The following is a 23,429-nucleotide window of genomic DNA, read 5'->3' on the forward strand; positions in this document are numbered from 1 at the left end:
CGATCCACCATCTAAACCATCTAAATTTTTAGGCTTGTTGTAAGTGGTGATGAAAAGGTTTAACCTTTATTCTTAAAAGCCGTTATTAGTCTCTATCGTGCTTATGATATTAAATTTTTTACCTTAAAATCTTTAAAATCTTTAAAATACGATCTGAGGTCTCCACTTCAATATAGCGTTTTCAATCCTTTTGCTTATTTCAACGAGAGTAGCACCTATAAACATCAAGATGATCAGAATTCCATAGACCCTCTGTGTCAGGAATAGGCCAGCGGAGTAAGCCATCCTATAGCCAAGTCCAGCGTGAGAACCGACAAACTCCCCTATGATCGCACCGATCAGTGCAAAACTTACACTCACTCTAAAGGCGGCGAAGATCCATGAGAAGACCGCTGGGAGTGTGACCTCCTTCATTATCTGGAGTTTCGATGCGCCCATGACCTTAACGACCTTTATCAGATCGGGATCTATACTCTTAACTCCTAAAAGGGTATTGTAGAAGACTAGGAAGAAGACGATCGACCAAGCCAGGAATATTTTGGATGCGATCCCAAGACCGAACCAGATCAAGAGTAAAGGTGCGAGTGCTGGTCTTGGCAAAGAGTTGAACCCTACGAATATGGGATCCAAGGTTTCGGCGATGCCTTTATGGTAGGCGAATAATAGGCCACAGCCAACACCCGTTACAATCCCGATGAATAGCCCTATGAATGTAGCTTGCATCGTAAAGATGAAATCTTTGAGGAATAAACCACTGATTAAATAGTCGTAGAGGTCGATGACGATCAAAGAAGGGCGTCCAGCCAGTAAGGGGGAGAATAGCATAAACCTAGGATCTATGCCCCCGGTCGTGAGCTCCCACATAAAGACTATGAATGCGATCACAGACAACCTCTGTAAAGTCAATCTAAGACGGTTCATCTATATCGCCTCCTTGCTCAATTCATTAAATATTTCACGATACAACGTAGTAAATTCAGCGGATGATTGAATCTTAAAGGGGTCTCTGGGGAAGGGGAAGTTCGACTCGAAGATGCCCTTGACAGTACCGGGCCTCTTTGAGAGTAAAATGATACGATTTCCGAGGATGATCGCTTCAGATAAATCATGAGTGATGAAGATCGTGGTCTTCTTGGTCTTCATTAGTATTTCAGATAACTCACGTTGGAGGATCATCCTCGTATGAGCGTCTAAAGCCCCAAATGGCTCATCCATAAGAAGTATATCGGGATCGTAGGCAAGGCTTCTAATTATGGAGATTCTCTGCTTCATACCGCCTGAGAGTTCGTGAGGGTATCTATGCTCGAAGCCTTCTAAACCTACGAGCTTAAAGAGCTCTTTCGCTCTTTTTCTTCTTTCATCCTTGGGCATCCCTCTGATTTCACATCCCAGTTCAACATTTTCCAAAGCGCTCCTCCAAGGTAGTAGGGTCTCTCTTTGAGTAACGTATCCTATCTTCAACTTCTGGTAGATGTTAGACCCCTTGTAGTTGAGGATATCGATACCATCGATGATGATTTCTCCATATATATTGGCTTCATCCTTCGTAAGCATCAATATGGTATTTAGAAGGGTCGTCTTTCCACACCCACTGACACCTATAATCGTAATGACTTCACCATCGTAAACCTGGAAGTTCACATTCTCAAGAGCCTTGACACCCTTTTTATATTCAACGGTGAGGTTTCTAACGACGATCTTCTCTTTACAGCTCATTAAACTCGACTGAAGGTGCTGATATATTTAAAGTTCGCTCTTAATAAGAGAGTGTTGCTTTTTACTTGCGAAGGGGGCTCTGAATGGTATGATAATCGATTCTCATCTTTGAAGTGAATTAGAAGACTCCATGCACTTCGTAACTCGATCATCGATCGGCTATTTAACGAACATAAGATGTTCCAAGCGTAATAAAGAGGGTTGTGAATCTATTCAAAAAGTCTTACGCTCAAAATCGTTACTTATATAGTGATCATAATTTAAGTTTTAAGTATACCATTTCGCTTTCATAACCTTAGAGCAATCTGGGGATTTTTCGTAAGGTCAAGCCTATACACTTTTGAAAAGAGTCATCGACTAACTTGTCGAATTTGATCCTAAAATAGATACTTATGAAATCATAAAGGGGACCGATTAGCTCTCTCTACTAAACTCTTTTCGATACACTTATATAACTTTATGCCCAAGTCTGGATCATGAATCGATATCGTATCGATCGAAAGGGCTTGGCTAAGATTCGAGCTATAATTATAGCTGTTGTTATAATCGTCTCCATTGCTACGGTTTCAGCCGTATACTTCATAACACAACCTACCAAAACCAAACCTCCTGAACCTCTATACGAAACCACCATTGGAGTTATAGCAGCGTACTATGAGGCCTCACTCCCCGTACTTGTGGCTGAGGCTATGGGGTACTTCGATGCTGAGGGGGTCAAGGTTAACTTTCTGACCTTTCCAGGAGGGGCCGATGCCCGCAAGGCTCTAGTAGCTGGGGAGGTACAGTTTGCAGCACAAGGCTCTATACATGGACTTATCGCACGTGGTGCTGGTGCAGATGTAAAGATCGTAGCACCTATCTACGACCTTAGTACGATCGCTATGTTCGTTAGAAAGGAGCTGAAGGATGTAGTCAAGGATGTCTCTGATCTGAAGGGCAGGGTGATCGGTTGCTCCAGATTCGGTTCTCTTACTTGGGGTATGGCGGTCCTCTATTTGAAGAAGGCTGGCTTGGATCCAGCGAAGGATGTGACATTCATCGAGGTAGGAAGTGATCCGATCGCCGTAACCGCGGCTCTGACGGCGGGGAAGATCGATGCTTATCCAGCTTTCACACCTATAACCTTCAAATGGTTGAAGGAGAATGTAGCTTATCCACTCATCGAAATATGGAAGCCGGAGGTACATCTGAAGTGGATCGGTTCGACCGTTAGTACTGAAACCTCGTTACTCACAAGAGAGGATATCATAAAGAAGAATCCAGAACTTGTTCAGAAGGTCGTCAACGCATTAAAAAAGGGTTTATCATATATTAAGACGCGCTCCTCTAGCGAAATAGCCGATGTGCTATTACGCAATCCTAAGACTGCTGAGCAGTTTGCCGGCCTACCGAAGGAAGATGTTTTGGGGATTTTAGATCTATTAAAGCCCGGGTATAGTGATGGAGTATTCACTAGAGAAGGTTACATGGCGATGGCTGGACCGCTCGTTGAATTCAAAATAGTACCGAAAGATATACCGTTTGAAGAATGTGTGGATTGGAGGTTCGCGGGTCTGAAGGGGCGATAGTGAACACTGAAGACTTATTGCTCAATTCACGATCTTTATAATAAGACGAATGTAGGATCGATCTTTCGAGCATACCAAAAAATCATCAAAGTATTTATTTTTCATTAGAACTCTTATAAGAGAGCGATATTCTGATAAGCTCTATGCTTAAGCCCATAAAGTTCAAAAGTTTCAAAATTTTCAAAAATCTCAAAAGGCTTTCATCTTTATTCAAAATTTCAAGACTGGAGCACAAGATAAGATTTTAAGACGCATTAAGGTGTAGAATATTCGGATAGGTCATCGATCGTGATGCATAACTATTCAACGACGCAAGATATCCTCATGAACGAGTATAGGAGGAAGCCGAGTTGGCTCAAGGTTAGGCTCCCATCGGGAGAGGGTTACAATCAAATCCAGCTTCAACTACGAAGGTTCAATCTGCACACCGTATGTGAAGAAGCGTTATGCCCCAACATCTGTGAATGTTGGAATTCTGGTACACTCACATTTATGTTGATGGGCGATACTTGCACTCGAAGCTGTCGATTTTGTAATGTAAAGAGCGGCGATCCGGGAGGTAAGCTTGATCCATCCGAACCTATGAATGTTGCCAAGGTTGTAGAGAAACTTCGCTTAAAGTATGTAGTATTAACCTCTGTAGATAGAGATGATATTCCCGATGGTGGAGCAGGCCATTTTGCAGAGACGATCAGAGCGATAAAGGGCATTGATGGTGATGTGATCGTGGAGGCTCTGATCCCAGACTTTCAATACAATATTGAAGCGTTGAGGAAGGTCGTCGAGGCAGGGCCCGATGTTATAGGGCATAATATTGAAACCGTCGAACGATTATCGTCAAAGGTTAGGGATCCACGTGCAAGTTACCGAGGATCGTTAAATGTGTTGAGGAGTGTAAAGATGATGAATCCAAAGATCTATACAAAGTCTTCTTTAATGCTAGGGTTGGGTGAAAGAGAGGATGAAGTATTGAAGGCTATGAGGGATTTAAGAGAGGCTCAGGTGGATATCCTCACCCTCGGCCAATACTTGCAACCATCGAAGCGCCACTTGCCAGTTGTGGAGTATGTTCATCCTGAAAGGTTCGAGTATTTTAAGAAGAAGGGTGAGGAGTTAGGTTTCCTCTACGTGGCTTCCAATCCACTGGTGAGAAGTTCTTATAAATCGATCGAGTATTTCTCAATTATAAAAGGTAGATGCAAGGGTGGCTGAGATAGATCTTAAGGCTAAAGAGATTAAGCATACCTTGGTACTAGATTTAGGTTTCAGAGATTATAAAGAAGTTTGGGATCTTCAACACGATCTGGTCGATAAAAGGAAAAAGGGTGAGATACCAGACGTTTTAATTTTGGTCGAGCATCCCCATGTAATTACTCTGGGTCGTAAAGCCAAACTTGAGAATGTTCTAACGGATAAACTCCCCATATATCGGATCGAGCGAGGGGGAGATGTGACATATCATGGCCCCGGTCAACTTATCGGCTATATAATTCTCGATCTAGAGGATAGCAAATTGGATGTATACAACTTTGTAAGAAGGTTAGAAGATGTCTTGATAAAGACTGTATCGGAATTTGGTATCGATGCCGAAAGGTGTGAAGGGCATGCAGGTGTATGGGTGAAGGGTAGAAAGCTGGCATCGATCGGTATCGCGATCGACCATTGGGTTACATACCATGGCTTCGCTTTAAATGTAAATACCGATCTCGATTACTTTACGATCTTAAAGCCGTGTGGATTGGATGGTAGGGTGATGACATCGATGGAGAAGATCCTTGGTAAAAGGGTTAAGATGGAGGATGTTAAAGAGCGATTAAAGCTTAACTTCTCAAAGATCTTCTGCCGAATACTGATACCTTTTGATGACTTTAATTTAAAATGATGGGATGGAGTAACTTATAGCTGAAGAATTTTATAGTATCTTAAAACTTATATCAGATACTTAGGATCGTACTCGAAGAAACCTTTAACTCGCAGCTCTTGGCTATAATAGATTGAAAAATAAATTCATGAGGGTCAAATCTATGGAAGATCTTAGATTGAAGCTTGAGAATAGTAGGAGCTTCGATGAAGTATTCGATATAGTAAAGAGTGTAGTAGATAGAAGTATGAATATGCATAGGGCCGGTCTATCGCTTGTATTGGGTGAACTCCCCAATTATATAGGTGCATATCACGTGATGGGTTCGAACTTCATCGTATTGAATCACACACTCCTCGATGCTGTGAAGGCCTTAGCAAGGTCACGTTTAGAGTTGAATTCCTTCATCTTCTCCATACTATTGCACGAATACCTCCATAGTTTGGGATTCGTCAATGAAGCACAGGTGAGGAGTATTGTCGCTAAGCTCTGTGAAGAGCATTTTGGTCCAGAGCATCTGGTTACAAAGTTCTCTCGAAACGATTTATTCAAGCTCTATCCTGAGTTGAAGCATTTAGGTTTAGGCAGATGGGGGAGCGAATTTAAGATAGTGAAAGAATTTGATCGTTCCAGCATGCCCTATATCAACTGAATCATCGACCATCGATCTACCTATCTAGCGTTTTAACCATTTTTACGATCTCTCATCTCGATCATTGGAAATGCCCAAACTCTAAACCTGATGAAAATCTATTCGTCGTAACTCTCTGATTTCTGATCGGAGAATTTAAATTTTAATAAATGATCCTTCCAAATTCAAAATGGGCTCTCTTACATTCAGTGTCAGATTTTTAAAAAATTAAAATTTTTATGTGGATCGACAGTGGGTGTAGAGACCTTGGTCTATAGATCTTAGTAGAAAGTTTAAGGGTATGAAGTTCGATTTGTTATTAAAACTACACGACTTTTCAAACCACTCGAGTTAGGGAGAGATCAACGATCATCGAAGTTAAATTTTTATCCAAAAAAAATCTTTCTAATTCATGGTTATTCACACCATTATGATGGTGGTGAAGAGAGTTGAGCCAGTTGAAGACCGTAATCGTCGGTACATCTAAACCGATATTGAATTACGTTACCGCATGTATTACAATATTCAATCAGAATGAGAAGAGCCTCATGATCCGTGCCCGTGGTAAGGCGATCAATGTTGCGGTAGATGTCGTTCAATTACTTACGAGGAGCTTCCTCAGAGATGTCACTATAACCAAGATCAATATAGATGGGGAGAAGGTCAATACGAAGAGCGGTAAGCAAATCACTCTACCAGTATTGGAAATTACGTTATCGAGACAAGATCGAATGATCGATGTTGGCAATACCAAATCCCCCATTTACTTTAAATCCTCGAGGATTATAAAATGAATGCCATTGTAATCGATGAGCCAGAATTCAGATTCAAAAAGTATGTATTTAAGGATCGTGAGCATGCTGGAAAGATCCTTGCAGAGAAATTGAGTAAATACGCTGGTGAAGATGCTATTATACTTGCCATACCTTCTGGTGGTGTACCTATAGGGAAGATCGTTGCGAAGCATATAAATGCTCGATTCGATCTGATGTTGGTGAGAAAGATTCAAATACCGTGGAATACGGAGGCTGGCTTCGGTGCTATTACTTACGATGGAGTAATTTTGTTTAATGAACCATTGATGGCAGAATTAGGATTGACGGGTGAGGAGATAGATAATTCTATAAGTAAGACTCGTAACGAACTTATGAAGAGGATGAAGATCTTTCGTGGCGAGAGGCCGATGCCCGATCTAAAGGATAAGGTTGTAATCCTCGTCGATGATGGTTTAGCATCTGGCTTCACCATGTTGGCTGCTATACAATCGGTAAAGGGGAAGATGCCGAGAAAGATCATAGTAGCCGTACCTACAGCATCATCCACAGCTTTAAATCTGATCGCTCCCTACGTAGATGAAATCGTCTGTCTGAATATACGTAGTGGGTACTTCTTTGCGGTCGCCGATGCATATATGAATTGGTACGACTTAACCGATGAGGATGTTTTAAAATACCTAAAGGAATAGATTTCAAATATTTGTTACAATCCACAGCTCAATATATCTATGATCTTATTCCGGTTTAAAACCGATCTTGCTATATTCATCATCGAACTACATAGTTAAGTAGTAGTTAATCGATTCTTTCCTTGATACTTGACCTATTATGCTAGAGTTTAATAAACTACTTCAAGAGTTGCTCAAGCAGAAGCCTGAACTCGATGAATCGACTCTATTGAAATTGATCGATGAGAAGAAGAAGTCTGTGGGCGGTGGATACTTGACCGATACGGGTGCGATCTTTCTTGTCGCCGCCGATCTCGGTGTATCTCTTGAATATATCTCTTCATCAGATCTTACATTGAAGGATATATACATCGGTGCCAATGAAATCACCGTCGTTGCAAGAGTCTTCGCCATATATCCTACTCGCCAATACTCCAAGAAGGATGGATCTAAGGGATACTTTCGCACCATGATCGTCTTCGATAAGGATATCTTCGTGAAGACCATACTGTGGGATGATAAGACCGTTTTAATCGAAAGGTTGGGTATCGTGCCTAACAAGTTGGTAAGGGTGGTGAAGGGTTACGTAAAATCTAGTCTCGATGGTAGGGCGATATTGAATGTGGGTGCTCGAGGCACATTGGAGTTGGTAAAGGACGATGCTATGGAGAGTAGAATACCCACCATAGAGAGTCTGTCTAAAGGTGTTGGGGATATTAAGAATCCCGGGAATTATCTGGTTGTAGAAGGATTTGTAAGGTCTCCTCCAAGAACCTCGAACTTTACTCGTGCCGATGGTACAACGGGTACGCTCATACAAATTTACCTCGGTGATGCTACTGGCAAAGATATTCGTGTAGCTATATGGAGTATGGATACAGAGATCTATCAAAGTATCCCTCTTAACTCAAGTATCAGATTGGTGAACCTTAGAGCGAAGTTATTACCCCATGGAGAGTTAGAGCTACATGGTGATGAATCTACAACCGTTTACATATTGCCATCGAAGTTGGAAGAACCCTCACCAAAGGTCCAGCCTACATACGGAGCACAAACCGTCAAATTTAGAATTTTATCTATAGGCCCCAGTAGAGAAGATGAGGAGAAAAGACCATCCGCTTCCACGCTAGTCATCGATAGTAATGGCAACTTCTACACGCTGGTAATGATGGATAAAGCGTATCACAAACTGACCAGTATAAAAGTGGGGAGTGTGATTCGGTGTGAGGCGCGAAGAATCAGCCCAACGGTATTTATCTGTGATACCGATTCTTTGATCGAAGTCGAAGATGATATATCTTATCCGAATTCATCCACATTCAAATATAAGATCGGTAATGTAAAGGATTGCACAACACCTGTATTCCTTGAGGTCATCGCCCTATCTCGATCTACGATCGAAGATATCACTACTCGTGATGGAGCTGTGGTGAAGAGGGCTGAAGTGATCGTAGGTGATGAGACTGGTGAGATTAGGCTAGTAGCGTGGAGGGATTTGACTCGCCTCCTAGAGGGGATAATGCCGGGTCAGCGCTTACGTATCGAAGCTGCAGTTGTAAAGATGGGTAAAGATGGTGCACCAACACTTCAACTTAAATCTTATTCATCGATCAAGAAAATTTCATAAGCTCTTGGACCGATGAGCTTTAAATCCAAATCCTCTCTCTAAAGCCGATGAAATTACCCTCCAGATGAACTCTGGATATGGGATATTGGCAGCCCTTAACGAGCGTGAAAAGCCAGAATCTAAGGAAATATCTGGATTCGGATTGACTTCGATCACGTAAGGTATATCACCTCTTAACCTTATATCAACCCTTGCATAATCCCTACAACCCAATATAGAGTATGCTTTCACCGCTATACTTTGTATTTTGGATGCAACCTCCTCTTCAAGTTGGGCCGGGCATACGGGTACAGTACTTTTATACTCTTCGCTATCCTTTACCCATTTCGCTCTATAACCCACTACCTTAAACTTTTCATCTTTGGTGAATACGATCTCCGATATTGGTAGTGGTTGAGGTGATGATGCATCCCCGATGATCGACACGTTCAACTCTCTACCATCTATGTATTCTTCGGCGATGACTGGTTGATGGTAAGTGTTTATGATCCTCTGTGAAACGGTCCTCAATCCATCATGATCCTCCACCACGTTGCTCGAATCGATCCCTATGCTACCATCTTCATACAGAGGTTTGAGGATCAGAGGGAATCTTGGCAATTCGTGAATCAACTCGTACTTCTCGTCGATTATACAGTAATCCGGTGTGGGTATATTATGAGCTCTTAGAATATCCTTAGTTAGGGCCTTATTCTGACAGATTCCGAGGTTTAATGGGGAAGCACCGGTGTAAGGTATCCTTATCAATTCGAGTACAGATGGTACATTCATCTCCAATCTGCTCTCGCCCGATATGGCTTCACATAAGTTGAAGATCACATCGGGCTTATGCATCAAGAGTTCATTCAACCAATTCTGAATATGCTCATCTATAGCCACTGTTGAATGATCGATCCCTAATGTGTTGAGTGCTTCTTTCACAGCCTCTACTTCATCGAGAACACCCATCTCGGCTATATCGCTCTCTCTCCTCTCTTCATAAAGATGTTTTAACGAGTTATAGATGATCGTGACTTTTACCTTGACCTTGGCCCTGACCTTCACGATCGATACACCATTCATCATGTATCATATCAACATCAAGAACAAACTATGTGAAGAGCTATATATAGGGTATTGTGAAGATCTTTTCCCCTAACTTCGCATAGGATTTTCTATTATGAAGTCATCGAATTGCTGAGCTATAGAGTAACCTATGCGTAAGCTTCCACGACCATCCTCTTCTTTCTGAAATTCACCCATGCTTTGATGTAATCTTCAATTACCCTTCTATAGATAGGATCGTTCCATAATTCATCGAGCCTTTCACAATCCCCGTAAGAGCCTATGAGTGCAAAATGCTTGGCCAATTCGATATATAATTCTCTCTTCTCATCCTCCTCCAAATCTATCATAATCTCCCTCAGAATCTTATCCAATACTAAAATGGACAAATTCTATCTGAGATTTATTAAGATAAAGTGGGCTATAAATGTTGATAGATGATTGAGAAACATTGAAAGGAAGATCTGCTATGAGAAAGAAAAATTTTTAAACTCTTTTCGCAGAGATATATATGCGAGAGAAAGAGATTGAATAGAAAGTACTCTTACCTTCGCACCCCATTTAGAGTTTTTTATCAGATAGATCAAATGGGGTGCACCCTAAGGGATAAAATCCTTTGGGAAGAGATCCATTAAAATGTCCGGGGGTTATAATAAATCCATATATGTGCCACCTGAAAAGGTGGCACGGGACTTCGGTGTAAGCCTCGATGAGATCAAGGCCGTTATCAAAAAGTATCCTATGAGAGTAACGACCCATTACTATAGCCTTATCGAAGAGGTTGGTGATCCGATATGGAAGCAATGCATCCCCGATATCAAAGAATTGTACGACCCCTATGGAGAGGAGGATCCTCTCAAAGAGGAGCGAGATAGTCCGATACCTTGGCTCACACACCGCTATCCAGACAGATTGCTCATGTGTGTCTCAAACGAATGTGCTACGTATTGTAGATTTTGTACTCGAAAGAGGAGGATTGGAGACTTATGTAAAATCTCTGATCGAGTGTTGATCGAGCAGATCAATTATGTGAAGGAGCATAGAGAAGTTAGGGATGTCTTGATTTCGGGAGGAGATCCTTTCATGCTACCAGATGAGCATTTAGAATTCATCCTCTCTAAACTCAGAAAGATCGAGCATGTGGAGATATTGAGGATAGGGACGAGAATTCCTTGTACACTCCCAAGTAGAGTTACGGAGAAGCTCGTGAATATGCTCAAAAAGTACCATCCACTGTATGTAAATATTCACTTCAACCATCCGAGAGAAGTGAATGAAGAAAGTGCAAGGGCATGTGGCCTACTCGCGGATGCAGGGATACCGTTGGGGAGCCAAACGGTCCTATTAAGGGGTGTGAACGACGATCCATCTACCATGAAGTTACTCATGCAAAAGCTCCTTACGATAAGGGTAAGGCCGTACTATCTATTCCAAGCCGATCCAGTAAAGGGTACTTATCACTTCAGAACTACTGTAGAGCAAGGATTGAAGATAATGCAAGAATTGATAGGCCATACATCGGGCTTGGCAATACCACACTATGTTATAGATGCTCCGGGTGGGGGCGGTAAAGTACCGATCCTACCGAATTATTTGGAGAGTATAAGCAAAGAGAAGGTCGTTATAAGGAATTATCAGGGGAAGCTCTTTGAATACATTCAACCTCAACTAGATAGTGAATTACAACCTTAAAGGAAAGATATATGCTGAGGATAGGTTTAACGTACAATCTTAAAAGGGATGCGAAGGCCCTAGGCTTGGCTGAAGATTACTACGCCGAATTCGATGATCAATCGACCATCGATGCTATAGCGAATGCCCTCTCAAAAGTCGGTGAGGTGATCAAGATAGAGGCCGATGAGGATGCGTACAACATTCTACGCCAAACGAGGCCTGACATAGTATTCAATATTGCTGAAGGTATTAGGGGTGAGAGCAGAGAGTCCCACATACCGGCTATGTTGGAGATGCTCAACATACCCTATACGGGCTCTGGACCACTAACCCTTGCGATCACCTTAGATAAAGCGATGACCAACACGATCCTCTCATCTAAAGGTATTCGGACACCAAAGCACCAGGTCTGTAGAAATTTGAATGATCTTTCTCATCTCACTATAGACTATCCGCTGATCGTCAAACCTCTCTGTGAAGGCTCGAGCAAGGGTATATGGAATAATGCGTTGGTAAGGAATAGGGATGAGTTGGAGGAGAGGGTCGAATACTTGGTTCGCACCTATAAGCAACCGGCCCTTGTGGAAGAATACATAGATGGTAGAGAGTTTACTATAGCTCTACTCGGTAATAACCCTCCCAGAGTATTGCCCATCATTGAAGTGAGGCTCGATATGCTACCACCTTGGGCTAATAAGATCTACTCTTACGAAGCGAAGTGGATATGGGACACGTGTGAAAATCCCATCGAGATTCTTGAATGCCCTGCCAAGATTACAGATGAAGTACGTAAAGAATTGGAGTACGTAGCCCTACGAGTATTCGAAATCTTCAGATGTAGGGATATGTGTAGGATCGATGTGAGGTTGAACCATAAAGGTGAATGCTACGTCCTTGATGTGAATCCTCTGCCCGGGTTGATACCCGATCCTAGGGCACATTCGAGCTTTCCGACGGCCGCTAGAGCGGCTAACCTTACCTACGATGAATTGATAATATCTATACTATACTCTGCACTTGAGCGGTACAATATGAAGGAGCTCGTGCCCAAGATTGAGTGAGTTGTAGTTGGATAAATCTCATAATGTGGTAATAAAGCCGATGGGGGCGAGGCATAGATCTGATGTTACAGATATTTTGAAAAGGGTAGGTGTCTTTAATGAGAGGGAGATCAGAGTAGCTCTAGAAGTCATCGATTCCTATCTAAGTGGTAGTAAAGATTATACTATCAAGGTGGCGGTAGATGAGAAAGATTCGGTCAAAGGGTATATATGCTATGGACATGCCTCTCTCACGAATGGTGCTTACTATCTATACTGGATCGCCGTCCATCCGGAGCATCAGAGGGAAGGTATAGGGAGGATGTTGATGAAATTTATGGAGGATGATGTGAGAAAGAATGGAGGGCGGATGATCCTACTTGAAACATCATCGATAGATAAATACAAAGTAGCGAGAGAGTTTTACTCGGCGAATGGGTATGAATGTCTGGCCCATGTTAAAGACTTCTACGATATCGGTAACGATTTACTCATATACGGGAAGTACTTTGATCTTTAACACCATCTAATATGAACGAAGATTATCTTTAATTCTACAAAGATCATTCTTTCCAGAAACCTCTCGTAGCTACGTAGAGCTTCTCCGCCCTATAGATACTCTTTATCAATTCTTCATCATCGATATAATTCCTTAAGATACGCGCCGCTGTATCTGGCCCGATCCCAAAACCAGAAAGTGTTAACAGGGCCCTCCTACCAAAGTTTTGAATCAAGGATGATACTTTCCAATACTTCTTCAACCTTTTACTATCATCGGGTGATAGCCTACCCTTCTTCTTCCTTTCCAATATCTTGGTTATTTCATCATCAGACACATGAGTAGCTGTGATTAAGTGGGAATGGCATATAGGGCAATTTATATCATCTCTCACATCTTCCACCTTCACTATGCTCTGCCAATTACCACAAGAAAGGCAGATCAACTTATGCTTTGAACTACTGAGCCTCTTCTTCACCAAATCTAGTATCGTGCTATCCGCATCTACCGTTCTATCTTTAAAACTAAAGATCTGCTCTAAGATCGGTCTCGCTAAAGGTGAAAACTCATCGACTTCTTTCACGATAATCTTCATCTTCCCTTCTCTTATCGATGAAAGGATTTCCTGCGCCTTCATCAAATCGTACTTGTCTAAGATCAACTCTCTTAAAGCCTCACGGTAGAGTGGAGTATCTCTATACCTCTCTTGAATCGATTTTGATACTTTACGATCGTATTGAGCATCTTTATCGATGAGGCCGAACCTCTTAGCCACGTTCCAGACTCTCCAATTGAATGGATGGGTCCCAAACACAGCTACTGAAATTATCTCAGTCAGATCGAACGAACCTTTCAAACACTCTTCCACGTAATCGCCTATGCTACCGTAAGATGAAAGGGCGATCCTGTAAGGATCGCTTCTTGCCTCTACAAGATGGCCACTCTTCGATGATAATAACACAGAAAGTAAAGTGGCTAGAGTTTGGTTGACTTTAGATCCGAAGCATGCATGTATCACTACGACCCTTCCATCTCCCTTCCTTTCTATAACGATACTTTGATCATCTGGTATGATGCCCAAATGCTCCTTTGTATTCAATAGAAATTCTCTCGTCCTCTCACTGACGCGATGCTCCTCACCCTCAACGACCCTCCTCCTTAACCTCCCCACTTCCATCGATGTCTCAAAATCGACGGGAATCATCTCTCCCGCCCAATAGGGTATGATAGAAACTTCTTGAAGGATAGGCTCTACATTCACTACCATCTTACCATCATCGATCGAGATGGTCCTCCATGGGCTACCTTTTAATATAAATGGTCTATCGGGCTCGATGTATTCGCCTACGAACATCCCATCCAGTCTGCCGATGACCCTCTTCGATGAGACATCGAACACATCGAACTGTTGTACATCGGGGATCATCGAAATATTATTGTAATAGTATTGGTATGTCTTTACCCTCCTCCTCACAGACACACCATCGTACCTTATAATACCTAGCCTATTCAAGAATTGAAGACAACCATCTACATCCTTTATATCGATACTTCTGAATGGATACGCCCTCTTGATTATCGAGAGGGCATCTTCTAGATCGAATGTACCACGCTCTAAACTAAGTCCAGCAAGGTGGTGTGCTATAACATCTAATGAGTTTTCATGCATGACTATCTTTTCCAAAGACATCCTCTTCATCCGATCGATCAGGGCCCATCCTTCCAACTCCTCATCAGATCGATTCGCTATGATCATACCTACAGCCTTCTCTCCAACCTTATGCCTACTCCTACCCATCCTTTGAATCAGTTTGATGACCTGTCTAGGCGAGCCCCACTGCACCACTAAAAATATGGAGCCGATATCGATTCCCAATTCGAGTGATGAGGTAGAGACCACGATCCCAACTTCTTCACTTCTTAACCTTCGCTCAGTATCTTCACGGATCTCTCTCGATAAAGAGCCATGGTGAACCTCTACCAACGTATCGGTGGAGCGTGCCTTTAACACCGCGCCCAGATATTCGGCCTCATCTCTGGTATTTGTAAATATAAGGGTGCTCTTACCTTTGCCAACGAACCTGTTCACATAATCCAGAATATAATCGGCTGCTTCTACGATAGAACCTTCGATCAATCTGCAATCGAGGTCATACTCTCTAAAGTTTTTATCGATGAGGATCGCGCACTTTCTTCCCACGCCTACTAAGAAGTTCTTGGCTTCGTTCAGATCACCCAGTGTGGCTGAGAGCCCTATCCTTACAAATTCTCTCCCTGTTAAATTTACTAACCTCTCTAGACTGATGGAGAGGTGCGCACCCCTTTCATTACCGATCAATTCATGGAGCTCATCGATCACGACCCATTCCAAACTTTTAAAATTCATACTCATCCTTTTACCGACGAGGAGGATCGCCAAAGTCTCCGGTGTTGTAATTAAAACATCTGGCGGGTTAACAGCGATTCTTTCTCTTATGGATTGAGGAGTATCGCCATGCCTTACCTCTACAGTCAAGCCCATACCTTCAGCATAATTTATAATCCTTCGAAAGATATCACGATTCAACGCCCTTAATGGTGTGATGTATAACATCCTCACCCCTCTTACCCCTCTTCGCCCTTCACTCGAGAGTATCGTGAAGATCGGTATTACGGCAGCTTCGGTCTTCCCCGAGCCGGTCGGTGCGATGAGGAGCGCATTCTTCCTCCTCAGGATTACGGGATAGGCTTTACGCTGAATATCGGTAAGCTCGCTCCAGCCGATCTCCTTCATCCTTTCTAAAAATCTCCTCTCTAAATCGACTAAATCGACCACTTCAACCATGACCGTAACTATAATCTTCTCTCCTTCTACAAGTATCGATTTACTATTTAATATTAATCTCCCTTTCTCTTCGATGCCTCATACTCGTACACAAAGATGATTATCAATACAGCTACGAATAAGAGGATCGTCAGAGGCTTGAAAAGGTCGAAGAATTGTACCACTGTCATAACCTTTATGTTAATGATGCGGGCCAGTTTTAAACCTTACCTTTGCCCCTATAGGAAAGATTTTAGTAAGGATATGGTAAAAGTCACTTATGATTTTAAGATATAATCTTCTCTAAATCTTCATGGTTATGGTGTGGTGTGAGGATGAAGATCATCGCCGATACACGTGAGCCGGATATCATGATGGCCCTACTCTCCGCTCTGGGCTTCGAAGTGGAGAGGAGGGTGATTACACCCGGGGATTACATAATTTCCGATGAATGTGCCGTGGAGAGGAAGACCGTTCACGATTTTCTCACATCCCTATTTCAAGGTAGGCTCTTGGAGCAGATGAGTAGGTTAAAGGATGCATATGTGAAGCCGATCTTGCTAATAGAGGGCGATATCGCTTGGGAGTTGGAGAGGAGAAAGAACCCTCACGCATTCTGGGGTGCTTTATTGAAGATCCAATTGGACATGGGCATACCAGTCATAACGACGGTAGATGTGAAGCAGAGCGCCGATCTACTATATACATTAGCGAAGAGGATGCAGAAGAAAGAAAGATCCAGACCTTGTGTAAGGCATAAACCGAAGTTGTTGAGTGAGCAGGATATGCAGAGATTCATCGTGGAGGGATTGCCAGGTGTGGGTGCCGAACTTTCGATACGCCTCTTAAAACACTTTAAGACCGTAAGAAGGATATTTCAGGCATCGGAAGCTGAATTGAAGAAGGTGGATGGTCTAGGCCCTGTAAAAGCAAAGAGGATCACTCAATTGCTAGATATGGAGTTTAAAGACGATTCGATACAGAAGGATCTAAAATTAGATTCGAATTCGATCTAGTTTTTTACTGTTCCTTTTACTACTTTCTAGAGGATCTCTCTCCAGACACGATGTAGATGACCGATTCTCCGATGTAGGTGGCGTGATCCGCGATCCTTTCCAAGTAACGGAGTATGAGGATCCCTGAAACGACACATCTTAAATCCGCTCCTTGTGATTGAATAGCCCTTCGAACGAAATCTCTATAGATCCTATCTACAACATCGTCCATCTCCCTTAACTTCCTTGCGAGGTTCGCATCTCTTTCGGTGAATGCCTTTATACTCAATCTTATCATCTCCTTTGCCTGCTGGCCTGCTTCATCTATAGCCCTTTTATCACACATCGACAAGTCTCCAAACATCTTCAAGACTTGGGATATATCGTAAGCATACCTTCCGAAACGAGAGAAGCCATAAGCAATCTCCATACACGACTTTAAAAATCTCAAATCCGATGCTACTGGTTGATACCTTGCTATCAACTCGACTACCAGCTCACTCACTTCATCCTGAAGTATGCGCAGCTCCTCTGACCATCCGAATATCTGCTCCGTCATATCCTTTCCCTGCTTATAGGCTTCGATCGCGGTAAAGACCGTATTCTCCGAATGCTTCGCCATGTCGAGAATCATATTCTTGAGCCTCTCAAGACCTATATCCAAGAGTCTGACCAAACTACCACCTCTAACCGAACTTTCCAGTTATATAACGCTCCGTCAATTCCTCTCTGGGATTTTTAAAGATCTGAACAGTTTCGCCATATTCGATGAGCTGCCCTAAGTAGAGAAAGGCCGTGAAGTCCGAAACCCTCGCCGCCTGCTGCATATTGTGAGTAACGATGATTATCGTCCACTTCTCCTTCAGATCTCTTATCAACTCCTCTATCTTCGCTGTTGCCAATGGATCGAGGGATGCGGCAGGTTCATCCATCAAGAGGACTTCGGGCTCTACGGCGAGTGCTCGGGCGATGCATAACCTCTGCTGCTGCCCTCCCGAAAGGTTATAGGCATTTTCATGCAACCTATCCTTAACTTCATCCCATAATGCTGCCCTTCTCAAAGCCCACTCAACCTGCTTCTCCAGATCGCCCTTAAAACCATTGATTCTGAGCCCGAATGCTACATTTTCAAAGATACTCTTGGGGAGCGGGTTCGGCTTCTGAAAGACCATGCCGATCATCCTTCTGACCTGGGCAACATCGACATCCGGATCGTAGATGTTGATACCGTTGAATAATACCTTTCCCTCAACCTTCGCATTCCCGATCAAATCGTTCATCCTATTGAATGACCTTAACAGGGTACTCTTCCCACAGCCCGAAGGTCCGATGATCGCTGTAACATGGTTCCTAAAGATCGGAAGGTTGATATTCCTTATCGCATAAGTGTTTCCATATCTGACGCTAAGGTTTATCGTTTCGAGCACTACACTCCCTTCGATCTTCGATAAATCGCTCTCTCTAGACTCTTTAGACTCCCTTAAATTCTTGAGCAACTGATCCGCTATCGTCATTCGATCACCCTACTTTGTAACTTGCCTCTTAAATAGATTGCTACTACATTCATCGCCAATAGTATCGCCAACATCACTATTATACTTGCGGCAGAAAGTTCTCTAAATGCGGCCTGTGGTCTACCGATCCAATTGAAGATCTGAAGGGGCATCACTGTGAAGCTATCGAAGATCGATGATGGATCTCTCTTTATGAATAGAAGGCCACTGATTATTAAGAGAGGCGCAGCCTCTCCCATGGCTCTAGATATCGCCAGTATAGTCCCTGTCAGTATAGATGGGAATGCCTGTGGTAATACTATCCTGAATACGACCTGTACCTTTGTAGCTCCCAGCGCGTATCCTGCCCATCGATGTGAAAGTGGAACTAGGTTTACAGCCTCTATCGTTGCGACCGTCGTCAAAGGAAGGATCAAAAAAGCGAGTGTTATCCCTCCCACAATTATCGTCCTCCCCAAGCCTAAGGTATAGGATAAGAAGCCAAGGCCGACGAGCCCGAAGATGACCGATGGTACACCTGCGAGGTTCGTTAGGTTGAATATTATCAGATTTCTTATAATGCTCTGCCTGCTAAATTCAGAGAGGTAGAGGCCCGTTACAATACCGAGTGGTAAGGCTATCATTATCGCTAAACTTACCACCCATATAGAGCCAAGTATTGCGGGCCTCATACCAGCCTCGTTGGGATCTCCAGATGGATAGTTGAAGATGATATTTGGGCTGAGTTTGTGAATACCACTTAGGGTTATATCGATCAGCAAAGTTGAAAGTACGATGATGCCGATGGAGACCGCGATCAGAACGGCCATGTAAAGCGATTTATCAACGACCTTCTTTCGAGTAAGCCTTTTACCACCGACTATCCTGGTCTTGGTTGCACTATTTATATTTGCATTCATAATTTAATACTCCACCTCAATCTAATTAGATGGCTCATCGAGTTTAAGATCATCACGATGACGAAAAGGTAAGTCCCGACGGCGAAGAGCGAGCTATATTGAACGGTTCCGTGTGGTGCATCGCCAGTGGCAGCCTGCGCGATAGCGGCAGTCATCGTCATGACACTCTCAAACGGATTAAGGGTCAAACTAGGTTTCAGACCTGCAGCTATCGTTACGATCATCGTCTCGCCAATGACTCTCGCCATCGCGATGATGATCGCACTCAAGATGGCTGGAAGGGCGTAAGGGATTATAACTCTAACTATAGCATCAACCTTTCTACCACCGAGGGCATAAGCTACCTCCTTTAGATTCTGCGGAACCGCATAGATCGCATCTTCACTCAACGAAGCTACCGTCGGTAGTATCATCACACCTACGGCGAGTCCGGCTGAAAGCGCATTAAAGATACTAATATCCGGTATAAAGGTGCGAAGGTTTGGGGTGATAAAGTAGAGGGCGAAGTAACCATAAACTACGGTGGGAATGCCCGCCAATACCTCCAACGTAGGTTTTACGATTCGTCTAACCCTTTCTGATGAATATTCACTTAAGAAGATCGCTGAACCCACTCCCGTAGGTACAGCGAAGAGTAAGGCTATCGTAGAAGTTAGGATCGTACCACTTAGTAAGGGTAAAACACCGAAGGATCTATCCTCAAAGAAAGCTGTCCATTGAGTACCTAGAAAAAATTCACGGGGAGAGATTTGTAAAAAGAAAGAAAGGGATTCTGAGACGAGAGTGAATATGATGACGAGGACTGCTAATACGGTTATTACCGATGCCGATAAAAAAAGGTTTTCGATAATCTTTTCACTAATTACACCTCTACGCCTTCCCCTCTTGATGCTTATTATACTTGCACTGTTCAAACCTTCACCTTTTTACGATCTTACGATGATTCTACTTGGTCAAAGACTTGTACACTTCGAAGTAACCAGTGTATTTACCCTCCCTAAATAACTTCAGGATCGTTGTATAATACTCTTTGGGCAATGGTGTGTATCCGACTTTACGAACGATCTTTTCAGCATTCTCGATGTAGAATTCGACGAAGGCCTTGAGCTCCGGCTTCTGAAGCATCTTATCTTCATTGACGTAGATGAACAATGGTCTTGATAATGGGTATTTGCCGGATATGACGGTTTCATCGTTGGGGCGAACACACGTGCCACCTTTCTTCTCACTGACTGCTAACACCTTCACCTTGCCTTCAGCCGCTACCACGTAAGCATAAGGTATGTAACCTAGTGAGTACCTTTCGGATGAGACGCCCATGATCAATACGTGATCATCCTCGCTTGGGATATAATCTGTCCTCGAAGCCCTTGCCTTTCCTACAACCCTCTCCGTAAAGTAATCGAAGGTGCCAGAGTCAGGTCCAGGCCCAAATAATTTGATATCTGCATTCGGCCATTGTGGATTTACATCACTCCACTTCTTCACCGTAGAATTGGGCCTCCATATCATCCTTAACTCTTCGAGAGAAATACAATCGACCCAGTTGTTCGATGGGTGAACCGCTATGGCCAAACCCTCGAGCGCTATCGGTATTTCGATCCATTTGATATTATTCCGGCGCGCACTTTCTTTTTCACTTTCGGTGATGAACCTTGAAGCATCGTTTATATCGGTCTCTCCTATGACGAACCTCTTAAATCCCCCTCCAGTCCCAGAGATACCGACTGTAATCTTCACATCCGGGTGTATTTTACTAAACGCCTCAGCTACAGCCTCTGAGATTGGGTAAACAGTACTCGAACCATCTATCACGATACTCCCTGACAACTTCTGGGTTACAGTCGTAGCGGGTCGTTGCTGTGGTAAGCTAAGGTATAATGCGCTGGCGATTAGCACCACGACTACAGTGACGATGCTTGCAAGAAGGACCGTTCTACTCACACCTTCCCTTGCACCACTCCTTTTTTCCATATATATTATCACCATCAGGGAGTTTTATTAACGATCTATATATAGAAAGCGCAAGGGAAATATATTGCCCTACATTAACTATATTGTAGGAATATGGTCGATAAGAAGTCTTACAGTTATGATGAAGTCAGGAAGATTCAATTCTCGGGCAAATCATCGTACATGATCGCACTCCCAAAGGAGTGGGTTCGAGAGAATAACCTTCGGCCTGGAGATCGTGTGAGAATCAGTAGAAAGAGTGATGCATCACTCGTAATTGTGCCCGAATGGTCTTCATCCAATGAAGATAAAAGTGAAGTCACGATCGCGATCTCACGTAAAGATACTATGGGCTCGATCGTTAGGAAGATCATCTCCATGTATCTGTTGGGGTACAAGACGATTCATGTGAGAGAAAGAGAGGGTACGATGACATCTATTCAAAGGAATATCGTTAAAGAGACTGTGCATAAACATCTGGTTGGGGCTGAAGTTATAGCCGATTCCACGGAGGGGATTACTATACAAGTTCTGCTAGGCTTCCCTGAGTTGAGTATAGAGAATGCACTGCGGAGGATGGCTTTGATCGCAACCTCTATGCATAAAGATGCCATACTCGCCCTTAAAAGGTTCGACGTAGATACGGCTAAGGGTGTAATAGAGACGGATGATGAGGTCGATAGATTCGGCCTCTACATAATACGCCACCTAAAGATGGCGGTTCAGAACGATCGAATCCTTAAAGAGATCGGATTGAAGACACCACGTGATTGTTTAGGCTATAGACTTATCGTCAAGAGTATTGAGAGGATCGCCGATCATGCATGTAAGATCGCTGAAGCTGTGTTGATGATCAAACAACCTTTGAATGAATTGGTGCTCGATAAGATCGAGCGTCTGAGCGGTTATGCTTTAAAGGTCTTCGAAGAATCACTCCTTGCTCTATTCAAACACGATTATGAGATCGCAGATAGAGTGGTCGAGGCTGCTCAATCGATAGTCGATATGGAGAGAGAGTTTCTGACGATGATGGAAAAGAGCGGATTTGTGGAATTGTTGCAGATGGTGCGCCTCATCGTGGAAGGTATCAAAAGGACGGCGGAGTATGCGAGTGATATCGCTGAGATCGTACTGAATATGACTGCTGAACAAGTGACCCTCAAATAACACATAAGAAGATTATTATTACTAACCCTCAATAGAAGATCGATACTAATCTCCAGCGAAACTTCATCGTAACTTGATAGCGATCGGTAGTGAAGTATGCCTTTGGTTAACTAAGGCTCTACAACCGTTCAATTCTGATCATTTATCAACTATTAACTCAACCGATGAGGTATACTACTTGAACATTCACGGTGATTTGAGACTCGCCCGGAAGGATCGTTGGTATAGATGTTGCTACTTGAAAATCTTTAGTCATTATTGGATGATAGGTTGTATCTGAAATGATGATGCTCTTCACGCCGATGATCTTCACATTCGATGCATTAGCTATGATCTCGGCTTTACGTTTTGCATCCTCGATCGCCATTCTTATCGCTTCATTCTTTAACTCCCTCTGTTTATCATCTGAAATCGTAAAGTAGATATTGCCCAATCTATTTGCACCAGAAGTTATCGCCCGATCGATGATCAACCCAGCCCTCTCCAATAGTTGTGTAGTGATCGTAATGGTGTTGGATACCTTGTAACCGATCAGTATCGGCTCTTTATTCTGAGGATATATGTATTGAGGTTGAAGACTTAGCTGTGTAGTCTTGATCTCTCTATCCTCTACGCCTAACTGTCTCAGATTGATGATCACTCTATTCATAATTTCACTATTCATCCTTAAGGCTTCTTGAGCTGTTGACGCTTGAGTATCTACACCTATGCTGATACTAACAGTATCAGGTCTGATACTAACTATCCCTATGCCTGAAGTGGATATGGTGCGCTCACCATCATTATTATTACCAATCGATCTCGATTGTGGTAGAGCAAGGATCGCTGAATATGTTGCAATATTCATAATGATTGCTGAGATCGATAGTATCGATAATAATCCCACTATCATGTATAGCCATCTACCTTCTGAAGAGCCTAAAGAGCTTAAAGAGCCCTTCATAACCATCGATCGTTAATTAAGAGTTCATGGTAAATAATTCTACAGTTCAGA

The 23,429-nt window shown here is 43.0% G+C and carries 23 protein-coding genes; 12 read left to right on the plus strand and 11 right to left on the minus strand.

What is annotated here, in order from left to right:
* Nucleotides 1-141: 141 nt before the first annotated feature.
* Together NZ896_01695 and NZ896_01700 are read right to left on the minus strand one after the other, a co-directional pair.
* Nucleotides 142-921 (minus strand): ABC transporter permease, encoded by a 780-nt coding sequence (locus NZ896_01695; GenBank protein MCS7116166.1) that lies wholly within the window; start codon nt 919-921, stop codon nt 142-144.
* On the minus strand, nt 922-1,716 hold the full coding sequence (locus NZ896_01700) for an ABC transporter ATP-binding protein (protein ID MCS7116167.1): 795 nt from the start codon (nt 1,714-1,716) through the stop codon (nt 922-924).
* A 506-nt stretch (nt 1,717-2,222) separates the two neighbouring features.
* Here NZ896_01700 and NZ896_01705 point away from each other — a divergent pair.
* From NZ896_01705 to NZ896_01735, 7 genes are all read left to right on the plus strand, one after another.
* A complete protein-coding gene (locus NZ896_01705; protein ID MCS7116168.1) occupies nt 2,223-3,284 on the plus strand; it encodes an ABC transporter substrate-binding protein in 1,062 nt (353 codons plus the stop codon).
* Nucleotides 3,285-3,575: 291 nt separating this feature from the next.
* Nucleotides 3,576-4,496 carry a lipoyl synthase gene (gene lipA / locus NZ896_01710; GenBank protein ID MCS7116169.1) on the plus strand — a complete coding sequence of 307 codons (921 nt, stop codon included), beginning with the start codon at nt 3,576-3,578 and terminating at the stop codon, nt 4,494-4,496.
* Entirely contained in the window at nt 4,489-5,166 is a 678-nt protein-coding gene (lipB, locus tag NZ896_01715) for a lipoyl(octanoyl) transferase LipB (protein MCS7116170.1), read from the plus strand. The genes lipA and lipB overlap by 8 nt, the downstream gene beginning before the upstream one ends.
* A gap of 142 nt (nt 5,167-5,308) precedes the next feature.
* On the plus strand, nt 5,309-5,797 hold the full coding sequence (locus NZ896_01720; protein MCS7116171.1) for a hypothetical protein: 489 nt from the start codon (nt 5,309-5,311) through the stop codon (nt 5,795-5,797).
* A 428-nt stretch (nt 5,798-6,225) separates the two neighbouring features.
* Nucleotides 6,226-6,570 carry a hypothetical protein gene (locus NZ896_01725; protein MCS7116172.1) on the plus strand — a complete coding sequence of 115 codons (345 nt, stop codon included), beginning with the start codon at nt 6,226-6,228 and terminating at the stop codon, nt 6,568-6,570.
* The gene (locus NZ896_01730; GenBank protein ID MCS7116173.1) at nt 6,567-7,241 is read left to right on the plus strand and encodes a phosphoribosyltransferase family protein; all 675 of its coding nucleotides are present in this window, start codon (nt 6,567-6,569) and stop codon (nt 7,239-7,241) included. The genes NZ896_01725 and NZ896_01730 overlap by 4 nt, the downstream gene beginning before the upstream one ends.
* A 139-nt stretch (nt 7,242-7,380) precedes the next feature.
* Complete coding sequence (locus tag NZ896_01735; GenBank protein MCS7116174.1) at nt 7,381-8,847, plus strand: OB-fold nucleic acid binding domain-containing protein; 1,467 nt, start codon at nt 7,381-7,383, stop codon at nt 8,845-8,847.
* Here NZ896_01735 and NZ896_01740 read toward each other — a convergent pair.
* A complete protein-coding gene (locus NZ896_01740) occupies nt 8,842-9,891 on the minus strand; it encodes an ATP-grasp domain-containing protein (protein MCS7116175.1) in 1,050 nt (349 codons plus the stop codon). The two genes, NZ896_01735 and NZ896_01740, sit on opposite strands and share 6 nt — an antisense overlap.
* Nucleotides 9,892-10,040: 149 nt before the next feature.
* A complete protein-coding gene (locus tag NZ896_01745; protein ID MCS7116176.1) occupies nt 10,041-10,241 on the minus strand; it encodes a hypothetical protein in 201 nt (66 codons plus the stop codon).
* 286 nt (nt 10,242-10,527) lie between these two features.
* Here NZ896_01745 and NZ896_01750 point away from each other — a divergent pair, with 286 nt between their 5' ends.
* The 3 genes from NZ896_01750 to NZ896_01760 are packed head-to-tail and all read left to right on the plus strand — an operon-like array spanning nt 10,528 to nt 13,125.
* Entirely contained in the window at nt 10,528-11,583 is a 1,056-nt protein-coding gene (locus NZ896_01750; GenBank protein ID MCS7116177.1) for a KamA family radical SAM protein, read from the plus strand.
* An 11-nt stretch (nt 11,584-11,594) separates the two neighbouring features.
* The gene (locus NZ896_01755; protein MCS7116178.1) at nt 11,595-12,626 is read left to right on the plus strand and encodes an ATP-grasp domain-containing protein; all 1,032 of its coding nucleotides are present in this window, start codon (nt 11,595-11,597) and stop codon (nt 12,624-12,626) included.
* A 7-nt stretch (nt 12,627-12,633) separates the two neighbouring features.
* Nucleotides 12,634-13,125 carry a GNAT family N-acetyltransferase gene (locus NZ896_01760; GenBank protein ID MCS7116179.1) on the plus strand — a complete coding sequence of 164 codons (492 nt, stop codon included), beginning with the start codon at nt 12,634-12,636 and terminating at the stop codon, nt 13,123-13,125.
* 43 nt (nt 13,126-13,168) lie between these two features.
* Here the strand turns inward: NZ896_01760 and NZ896_01765 are convergent, their stop codons facing one another.
* Nucleotides 13,169-15,928, minus strand: coding sequence for a DEAD/DEAH box helicase (locus NZ896_01765; GenBank protein ID MCS7116180.1), 2,760 nt, complete (start codon nt 15,926-15,928; stop codon nt 13,169-13,171).
* 314 nt (nt 15,929-16,242) lie between these two features.
* Between NZ896_01765 and NZ896_01770 the strand changes: the two genes are divergently transcribed.
* On the plus strand, nt 16,243-16,923 hold the full coding sequence (locus NZ896_01770; protein ID MCS7116181.1) for a helix-hairpin-helix domain-containing protein: 681 nt from the start codon (nt 16,243-16,245) through the stop codon (nt 16,921-16,923).
* Between the two features lie 19 nt (nt 16,924-16,942).
* Here the strand turns inward: NZ896_01770 and NZ896_01775 are convergent, their stop codons facing one another.
* The 5 genes from NZ896_01775 to NZ896_01795 are packed head-to-tail and all read right to left on the minus strand — an operon-like array spanning nt 16,943 to nt 21,289.
* Complete coding sequence (locus NZ896_01775) at nt 16,943-17,578, minus strand: phosphate uptake regulator, PhoU (GenBank protein MCS7116182.1); 636 nt, start codon at nt 17,576-17,578, stop codon at nt 16,943-16,945.
* A 10-nt stretch (nt 17,579-17,588) separates the two neighbouring features.
* A complete protein-coding gene (pstB, locus tag NZ896_01780) occupies nt 17,589-18,416 on the minus strand; it encodes a phosphate ABC transporter ATP-binding protein PstB (GenBank protein MCS7116183.1) in 828 nt (275 codons plus the stop codon).
* A complete protein-coding gene (gene pstA / locus NZ896_01785; protein ID MCS7116184.1) occupies nt 18,413-19,315 on the minus strand; it encodes a phosphate ABC transporter permease PstA in 903 nt (300 codons plus the stop codon). The genes pstB and pstA overlap by 4 nt, the downstream gene beginning before the upstream one ends.
* Nucleotides 19,312-20,229, minus strand: a complete 918-nt coding sequence (pstC, locus tag NZ896_01790; GenBank protein ID MCS7116185.1) for a phosphate ABC transporter permease subunit PstC — start codon at nt 20,227-20,229, stop codon at nt 19,312-19,314. Before pstC ends, pstA begins: the two co-directional genes overlap by 4 nt.
* Before the next feature lie 31 nt (nt 20,230-20,260).
* Entirely contained in the window at nt 20,261-21,289 is a 1,029-nt protein-coding gene (locus NZ896_01795) for a PstS family phosphate ABC transporter substrate-binding protein (GenBank protein MCS7116186.1), read from the minus strand.
* A 93-nt stretch (nt 21,290-21,382) separates the two neighbouring features.
* Between NZ896_01795 and NZ896_01800 the strand changes: the two genes are divergently transcribed.
* Nucleotides 21,383-22,435, plus strand: coding sequence for a phosphate uptake regulator PhoU (locus tag NZ896_01800; protein ID MCS7116187.1), 1,053 nt, complete (start codon nt 21,383-21,385; stop codon nt 22,433-22,435).
* Nucleotides 22,436-22,592: 157 nt separating this feature from the next.
* Here the strand turns inward: NZ896_01800 and NZ896_01805 are convergent, their stop codons facing one another.
* The gene (locus tag NZ896_01805; protein ID MCS7116188.1) at nt 22,593-23,378 is read right to left on the minus strand and encodes an SIMPL domain-containing protein; all 786 of its coding nucleotides are present in this window, start codon (nt 23,376-23,378) and stop codon (nt 22,593-22,595) included.
* Nucleotides 23,379-23,429 lie beyond the last annotated feature (51 nt).

It is taken from the genome of Nitrososphaerales archaeon (assembly GCA_025058425.1).
Lineage (GTDB): Archaea > Thermoproteota > Nitrososphaeria > Nitrososphaerales > JANXEG01 > JANXEG01.